The organism is Mangrovibacterium sp., assembly GCF_059905295.1.
The window spans coordinates 1-8,829 of sequence record NZ_JBZQJF010000233.1 but is presented as its reverse complement, the minus strand read 5'-3'; the positions used below and the strand labels follow the sequence as shown (position 1 = coordinate 8,829).

3 protein-coding genes and 1 pseudogene are annotated in these 8,829 nt (G+C 44.5%); all 4 read left to right on the top strand.

What is annotated here, in order from left to right; all coding sequences use genetic code 11:
- A pseudogene (locus tag AC37HE_RS12285) lies at positions 1-430 on the top strand (pectate lyase); the annotation flags it as partial.
- 164 nt (positions 431-594) lie between these two features.
- Positions 595-3,837: a SusC/RagA family TonB-linked outer membrane protein gene (locus AC37HE_RS12280; RefSeq protein ID WP_500783137.1), complete on the top strand. Its 3,243-nt coding sequence runs from the start codon at positions 595-597 to the stop codon at positions 3,835-3,837.
- A gap of 11 nt (positions 3,838-3,848) precedes the next feature.
- A complete protein-coding gene (locus tag AC37HE_RS12275) occupies positions 3,849-5,741 on the top strand; it encodes a RagB/SusD family nutrient uptake outer membrane protein (protein ID WP_500783136.1) in 1,893 nt (630 codons plus the stop codon).
- A gap of 60 nt (positions 5,742-5,801) precedes the next feature.
- Positions 5,802-7,403: a DUF5123 domain-containing protein gene (locus tag AC37HE_RS12270; protein WP_500783135.1), complete on the top strand. Its 1,602-nt coding sequence runs from the start codon at positions 5,802-5,804 to the stop codon at positions 7,401-7,403.
- Positions 7,404-8,829 lie beyond the last annotated feature (1,426 nt).

Below are 8,829 nucleotides of genomic sequence, written 5' to 3'. Positions count from 1 at the left end.
CCTGGGAGTTGACATGAAAGATGGTGGAGATTTCAAAACAATTGAAACTCCGGCCCCCTTCCCCATTCGTGGTGATTTAAAAATTGAACCTGCAAAAAAAGCCTTTCACTCAGTCTTGGCTCATGCAGGAGCATCCTTACATCGCGATGCAGTTGACCGACGGATTTTGGAAGAAACAAGAAAGGGTACCAGCACCTACAGCGGAAGTGTTGAGCATATCCCGGGAATCATCGACAGCCAGAACGATGTTGGAGGATGGCCTCAATTGAAATCAGGAATTGTCCCTGCCGATACGGACAAAGATGGTCTCCCCGATGCCTGGGAGCTGAAACACCTACTGAATCCGAATGATCCGGCTGATAGCCAGCAACTCAATAAATCGGGCTATACCATGCTCGAAACATATATCAATCAAATCTGCAAACCCTAAAAACATGCGCTTATGAATTGAATACAAACTGGAAGACAAAGGAAAAAAGGTAAAAACAAATAATCAATTATTAATTCAACACAATCAATTAACTAATCAGCAGAATCATTAAAAGGTAGATCAGAAAATAGATAGTGGTTCCAGCTGAGTTTAAAAATTATCCTATGAATAAAAAGCTATTTAGTTTTTTGCTGATGTGTCTGGTATCGTTGAGTGTTGTCGCTCAATCGACTCAAGTCACCGGGGTTGTTTACGACGACCAGGGAGAGACTTTACCGGGAGCATCAGTTGTTGTAAAAGGCACCACAATTGGTGTTTCAACTGACTTTGACGGAAACTTCACCCTGAATGTTCCGAATGCAAAAACAGCAACACTACAAGTTAGTAGTATTGGTTTCGAAACTGCTGAAATTTCTTTAGCGCAACAAACAACAGGTATTAAGGTAAACCTGAAATCATCCGTTCAGAAGATTGATGAGATTGTTGCAGTTGGTTACGGTACAATGAAGAAAAAAGACCTGACGGGGTCTGTTGCTCAAGTTGGATCGGACGCACTAAGAAATGTTCCTGTAAGTTCAGCTTCAGAAGCCATTACCGGACGTATGGCTGGTGTACAGGTGACAACTACTGAAGGTTCTCCGGATGCAGATGTGAAAATTCGTGTACGTGGTGGTGGTTCTATTTCTCAGGACAACTCTCCGCTTTACATTGTTGACGGCTTCCCTGTGAGCTCAATCAGCAACATTCCTCCAACCGACATTCAGGACATCACTGTACTGAAAGATGCGTCATCAACGGCAATTTACGGTGCCCGTGGTGCTAACGGTGTTATCCTGATCACCACTAAAAGTGGTAAGGAAGGTCGTGTTAACGTAAGCTTCAACTCTTACTTTGGAGTTCGTCAACGGATTAAATCCTTACCGGTTTTAAGCCCGTACGAGTATGTGCTGTACCAATATGAGATTGACCAATCGTCAACATTCGAAGGTTACTACGGTACCTATAACGATTTGGACATCTACAAGTCGGTAAAAGGTATCGACTGGCAAGACAAAGTGTTTGGACGCACAGCTACCCAACAGTATTACAACCTGGGGATCAGCGGTGGATCTAAAAACACCACCTTCAACTTAAGCTTAACCCGTTCGGATGAAGATGCGATCATGCTAACTTCAGGTTTTGAGCGCAACAACCTGAACTTTAAACTGAAAACCAAGATTGCTGACAACCTGAGCTTCGACTTCAACACACGTGTATCTCACACCGTTGTTGATGGTGCCGGTACTTCGTCGGACAAATCAGGTGCGAACTCTAAATTGCGTAATGCGGTGAAATATGCACCAACCAAAGGCTTACGCGAATTCACCCAGGGCGATCTTGCGAATGATGACCTGAGCAGCCCGGAATCATCCAGCCTATTGTACGACCCGGTTGAATCCGTTTTGGACGAATACAAAAAGCAATTCCGTCTGAATATGAACTTCAACGCAGCGGTGAACTGGGATATTAATAAAGACTTGAAATTCCGTACTGAATGGGGTTATGCCTTTACGCAAAACCGGACCGACTATGTCTGGGGAAAGGCAACCAGCACTGCTAAAAACTACGCCGGACAACCTGTTGGCCGTATCTACAATTACGACGGTGAAAACTGGCGTTTTGCGAACACCTTGACCTATAGCAAGGATGATATCTTACCAAACCAGGACTTAACAGTTCTTGTTGGACAGGAAATGTCATCAAGCTGGGGTAAATCAGTGACCAACGAATCTCGCTTCTTCCCTGCCGGAATGGCTGCCGAAGACGTACTGGCCATGTTTAACCTGGGAACTGCAATTCCTACCGTTACCAATATCGGAGCCAAAGACGACCTTTCGTCTTACTTCTCACGTGTTAACTATTCAATCAACGACAAATACCTGATTACAGCAACCATGCGTGCTGACGGTTCAAGTAAATTTGCCAAAGGAAACCGTTGGGGATATTTCCCGTCACTGGCCTTTGCATGGCGTTTGAGCGAAGAAAATTTCATGGAGAATACCCAAGACTGGTTGTATAATCTGAAAGTTCGTGCCAGCTACGGTAGTTCAGGTAATAACCGCATCGATAGTGGTTTGTGGAGACAAAGTTACACCACTGACAACGACAACAAACCATACTTCCCGAATGAGAGTGAAGCTTCTCAGTTAATTCCAAGTACAGCTTTGGCTAACGAAGACCTGAAATGGGAAACGACACACACTGCCAACCTTGGTTTCGACTATGGTTTCTTCAATGGAAAAATCAGCGGTTCGTTAGACTTATACTACAACCGCACTGTTGACTTGCTGATTGACCAGCCGGTTCCGGAAAGTACCGGTTACAAAACTCAAATGATGAACGTGGGTCAAACATCGAACCGCGGTTTGGAATTTGTTGTGGACGCCGTTTTGGTTGACAAAAAGGATTTCACATTGAATGCCTCATTCAATATCACCTTCAACAGAAACCGGGTTGATAAATTCCGCAATGGTCAGTTGAACTACAAAACTTACTCATCAGGATGGAACGGTTCAGCAGCACCAACATCTGACTACATCGTTCAGGAAGGACACGAAGTTGGTGAAATGTATGGTTATGTAACCGATGGTATGTATTCGTTCGATGATTTTACATTCAACAATGCGACCCATACCTGGGATTTAAATGCAACCGATGCAGATGGTAATCCAATCGCTGACGACAGCAGCATCACTTCTTCAGGATCTTATTTTGGACCTGGCGCCTTAAAATTGAAAGACCTGAATAAAGATGGTGTTATCGATGAAAATGATAAAACTGTTCTGGGTTCAGCTCAACCAATTCACACCGGAGGTTTCAACCTGACAGCTACCTACAAACACTGGGATGCTTCAGCCTTCCTGAACTGGTCTTATGGTAACGAGGTGTACAATGCCAACAAATTAGACTACTCCAGCCAATTGATGTCTCGTAAATATCAGAACCTGAATACCGATATGGATTTGGCTCACCGTTTCACTACAATTGATCCGGAAACCGGCTTGAATATCTACTATGGTCAAGATGCCAACCCGACTCGATTACAGGAAATCAACAAAGGCAAAACCATGTGGATGCCTTTATTCACAACCACGATGCTGCATTCTTATGCTGTTGAAGACGGCTCATTCCTTCGTTTAAACAACGTAACTGTTGGTTACACGATGCCTTTCAAATGGAATAGCGGAGAGAATAAGGCTAGCTTACGCATGTATTTCACCGGTTATAACCTGGCAATCTGGACCAACTACAGCGGTTTCGATCCTGAAGTTGATACCAGAAGAAGTACGCCTCTGACTCCGGGTGTTGATTACTCGGCTTACCCACGTAGCCGTCAGTATGTGTTCGGCGTAAACTTAACATTCTAATTTTTCGAGCAATGATTAAAAATAAAATATTACCTGCATTATTAATTTTGCTGACGCTGGGCTTCGCTTCGTGTAACGAATCGTTCCTGGACCAGACGTCAGATTCAGAATATACCAGTGATGTGGTATTTTCAACCCCTGCTTATACGAACTCGGCTCTCATGGGTATTTACAGCATCATGACTTATGATGAAATGTACTCATCGCGCCTGTCGCTGATGTATTCGACAAACTCAGATGTTGAAGTTGTTGGTGCCGATCAGAGCTCATACAACCAACAAGGTAACCGCGGTATTAGTAACTACTTTGCTACTCCCAGCTGGGCAGGTCACCTCGACAGAACCTGGAAAGCTTTGTATAAAGGTATTGAACGGGCCAACATTGCCATTGCCGGAATTCCGGAAAGTAGTGCCTATACAGCTGCCGATACACAAAGCGATATGCAAAACTACTATGGTGAAGCATTAACGCTGCGTGCTTTGTTTTACTTTGAGCTGGTTCGTAACTGGGGCGATGTTCCTTTCAAACTGGAACCGACAAAATCTGACGGTTCTAACTTCTACCCTGCTGTTGCAGATCGCGACACGATCCTGGATCACATGATCAACGACCTGACAACAGCTGCCAACCTGATGGACTGGGGATCAACTCCGGAACGTGTTAGCAAAGGTTTTGCACTGGGATTACAAGCTCGTATCGCATTGTGGCGCGGTGGTTATTCAATCCGTAATAAAGAAGGTTTCCCTACCGAACGTAGTGCCGACTATTTGGATTACTACCAAATTGCCCGCGATGCTTGTTACCAGGTTATGACTGAAGGTCCTCACAAGTTATACAACGATTACGGCCAAATCTGGAAAGATTTATGTCAGCTGGAGCCCAATACCAATTATTACGAAAACATCTTCGAGGTGGCTATGGGTATTACCCGCAGTAGTGAAGTTGGTTATTCAATTGGTGTACGTTTCCGTCAAAACAAAAAGTATGGTTACGGAAACAACGCCAACGTACAATCTACAACTCCTTATTACTTCTACCAGTATGACCAGGATGACTTACGTCGCGACTACAACGTAGCTTGCTACGAATATCGTCCGACACCGGAAACAGAAGGAACGGATGCCGAAGTAGACAAAGAAATGTTTGTAAGCAACCCGTTCTCCTGGACAATTGGCAAATACGACCAACGTTGGATGAGCGACCAGTTCCTGGAAATCAACAAAGCAGCAACCTCAAAAATCGGTTCAGGTATCAACTGGGTTATCATGCGTTACTCGGATATCCTGCTGATGTATGCTGAAGCTGAAAATGAATTGAACGGCGGACCTACTCAAGGTGCTATCGACGCGTTGACCCAAGTACGTAGCCGTGCATTTAGCGCTGCTGACCAACAAACAAAAGTGACCGATTACATCGCTGCTCATAACGATCACGATTCATTCTTCGAAGCTGTTGCCAATGAACGTTTATTTGAATTTGGTGGTGAAGGTATTCGCAAGTATGACCTGATTCGCTGGAACCTGCTAAGCTCTAAAATTGAAGAGCAACGCGAAGCCTTCAAGCAAATGTATACAACCGGTGAGTTTGTGAACCAATCAGGCGTAACGGTTGATGTTCCACCTGCCATCTACATCAAATACAACAATGATGATGAAACCATCAACATGTCGGAAGTAAACTTCTACGAAAACAAAGGAACCGACCTGATCGACGGTTACGAAGAACCGGTTAAGTGGATGTGGGGTCTGGATGATACCAGCACATCAAGAGATAAACAACTGTTGATGATCGATCGTTTCAGCTCAGGTTTGAATGCCGTTGTGCCTAACCGTCACTTATTCCCGATTTACCAGGAAGTTGTAAACCAATCAAACGGAACGATTACAAACTCGTACGGATTTTAATTAATTAATCATTGACGGAGCTTCAGCTGCTGCCGAAGCTCCTTAAAAAAGATTTAAAGAATGAATATCAAACAAAAAATAAATATTCAACTCGTTTTTGCTTTCGTTGCAGGATTGTTGCTTTTCAGCGCCTGTACCGACAAAAATGATTGGGATACGGACAGTTCATACAATCGTATGTTTCGTCCAGCCAAGCTGGATGCTACCGGCGTTACCGTTCATACTGCAGATATCAGCTTTGTGAATATTCCTGATGCTGCTTACTATCAATTCGAATTAAGCCAGGACAGCTTGTTGTTCGAGAATATCGTTTCAGCATTTGATACAACAGCTAACCAATTCACACTGGAAGGTCTGGAAAGTAATACGCAATATTCACTGCGTGTGAAATCAATCGCAACCGAAGCAGGGAAAGAAGAATCAGGATGGAATGCCATCTATTTTAAAACTCGTGCCGAGCAGATCATGGAAACGGTCACTTCCGGCGACATCCTGAGCTCATCAGTGACACTTCGCTGGGAAGCCGGAGCTACAGTAACAAACCTTGTTGTTAACGATGCCGATGGTAATGAAATCGACAATGTAACCATTACGGCTGATCAAATGGCTGCCGGCGAGATGGTATTGACCGGTTTGACTCCTGAAACCTCTTACGAAGTCTTGTTAATGAATGGCGACAAGCAACGTGGATCGGCCAGCTTCACCACTTATCCTCAGGTTCCGGAAGCTGACTATTACATTCGCTTGCAAGTCGGTGATACGCTGAATCTGGACGTTCTGAATGATATTACCGCATCAACAGTAACTGTTACCTTCCCTGCCGGAGCAATTATCAGCAACGAACAAATGGTCCAATTACCGGATGGAGTTTCATTCAACTTCTTCGGATTACCGGGTGATTCGAAAGCAATTCTGAATGTTCCTCAATTGAATCTTGGAGCAACCCACGATTTCGTGAAGTTCACCAACCTCGATATTTCAGGATTGATCTATGCTGCTGACGGAACGACTAACGGAGCAGCAAACTCTTATTTCATCAATCAGGCCAGCGGGACCAACACCACAACACTGGAGTTCTCGAACTGTCTGATTCACGATTTCAAGAACACCATGTTCCGTATGAAAGATTCGGATGACAAGTACATCGAGAATTTCAATATCGACAACTGCCAGGTTTACAATGTTCCCGACGGATACTACCTGATTAATGTTTCGGCAGCAAACCACATTGTCAATAACATCAGCCTGACCAATTCAACATTCTATAACATTGGTCGTTTGTTCCTGCACAACAAAGCGAACAACAACAGTGTATTGATTGCTGACTGTACCTTCGATGATGTTCTGGCTGCCGGAAGATACTTCTTCGATTATAGTTCTTCGTTTGGTCCAACGAACGGTTTCACCATGCGCAACTGTATCTTAGGATCAACCCAGGATGACACGGCTAAAGGTATCCGTTTCAACGGAACACCAACCATTACGAATACTTACGCCACTTCCGACTTTGTATTGGGTGGTGCATCAATCAGCGGATTGAATAGCTACAGCGGTGCTTCAACCGACTTGTTTGCTGATCCGGCAAATGGCGATTTCACCATTACGGATGAATCGTTCGACGGAAAAGCATCTGCCGGTGACCCTCGCTGGTATTTCCAATAGTCAATCATTGATTCGACAAATAGTTCAAAGAGCTGCTCCACTGGGGCAGCTCTTTTTTTCTGAAAGTCCTCCCTGCTGAGTTCCTAGTTTCATGTTTCGAGTTGCGGTCATAGGTACTCTTGAGGAAACCAGGAGCTGCTGCTTATTACTGGTTGCTGGTTGCTCTTCTCTCAATCGCTAATCGGCAATCAATAATCGTTAATCGTTAACCTTTCAAGTTTCACGACAACCCGACAACTTCAGATAACAATGACAACCTGATGTCCGAAAAACTTTCCACTTTCATCCCTGTGGGTGATTCCCTCCGAATTATGAATGTTTATTCTGAAAGTCTCTTCTTTAGATGTTTCAGTGAATGGTCTATCACTTCTAATTTGTATACGAAAGGTTATTTTGACAGAATTGGTTTTCATTTTGATTCCGGCTCGAGAACAAAAAGAAGAACTAAACAGATGAGCAAGGTGCCGAATAAGATTAAGACGGAACTTAACGATTAACTGTCTCTCCCCTGATTCACCTAAAATCATGATTTTAGATGAACCGATCCCCTCTCTGCTGGCAGAGAGGGGTGGCGCAAGCATAGCGAGCGACGGGGTGAGTCAAAACCAGCTGCCGGGAAAAAGGAATAGCCTGTTCGACTTGTGGACAGAAAATGGGCCGTTGCCCCAAACCCCATATCCTTTTTTGTCATAACACCAAAAAGGATACAAAAAAAGTCAAGGCGGATTTTTAATACGATGCGGCGCAGGCAAACGAACTACTTCTACCTCGGGTGCCGCTTGATTCCAACATTCGTCGGAACCCCGCTTTACCTGGGGCTACCCATATTTCACCACGCGGGGATGAGTTTTTTTGAATTTCTGTCTTGATAAAAGACTAACAAGCGCTCCGAGCAAGCTTCCATCTTCATTCGATTGTCTTCAATTGTTTTCAACTGCCTTCTCTTATTTTCCTCCACTTTCATCCCTGTTGATGATTCCCGGGAATCATGAATGCTTTTTGTTTTTAGCTTTACTACCCTGCCTGTTTGGTTTGCCACCTTACGCATCCGTAGACCGTCAATAAGAGAACCCGGTTGCGGTCCTACGCGTCGGTGATCTACAACCGGAGAACCAATTTGATACTTCACGCCGGCTTAATCCGAGCCCGGTAAACAGGTTTGCCACCTTACGCGCCCATGAACCCACAACAAGAAAACTTGGTTGCGGTCGTATATTTCCATAATCCACGACCGGAGAACTGGTTTGACACCTTATACTTTCATAGCCCTACCCGGGAAAACCGGGTTGGCATCTCATGCGCCCATGAACCCACAATAAGAAAACTTGGTTGCGGTCGTATACTTCCATAATCCACGACCGGAGAACTGGTTTGACACCTGATACTTCCATAGCCCTGACCAGGAGAACCTGGTCGCCACCTTATG